The organism is Acinetobacter tandoii, assembly GCF_008867985.1.
Lineage (GTDB): Bacteria > Pseudomonadota > Gammaproteobacteria > Pseudomonadales > Moraxellaceae > Acinetobacter > Acinetobacter tandoii.
The window spans coordinates 1-293 of sequence record NZ_VXLD01000043.1; the positions used below are offsets into that span (position 1 = coordinate 1).

Annotated in this window: 1 protein-coding gene and 1 pseudogene; both read left to right on the plus strand. The window is 36.2% G+C overall.

Features of this window, described 5'->3' with window-relative positions; genetic code table 11:
- The first annotated feature begins 29 nt into the window (after positions 1-29).
- A complete protein-coding gene (locus tag F4W09_RS17370; protein WP_244948594.1) occupies positions 30-188 on the plus strand; it encodes a cupin domain-containing protein in 159 nt (52 codons plus the stop codon).
- Positions 189-191: 3 nt separating this feature from the next.
- Positions 192-293: pseudogene (locus F4W09_RS17445) on the plus strand (cupin domain-containing protein); the annotation flags it as partial.

A 293-nucleotide genomic window follows, 5' to 3' on the forward strand; every position in this document is an offset into this window, starting at 1 on the left:
GATACATTACATAAGACGAATCTATAAGAATGAATTCAGTTAATATATTCGATTCACTGCCAAAAGATCTAAGTGTAGAAGTAAGTGAAGAGATTATTCATGCTTTAACCATAAGAATAGAGCGTATTGTTTCTAAAGGACATAGCTCTCCTGATAAAGGTTGGTTTGATCAGGATGAGAATGAATAGGTCATGGTTGTTGAAGGGAAAGCAATACTAGAATTTGAGGGCGGTTCAAAACGTGAGTTGTCCACGGGCGATTACATCAATATTCCTGCACACGTTAAACACAAA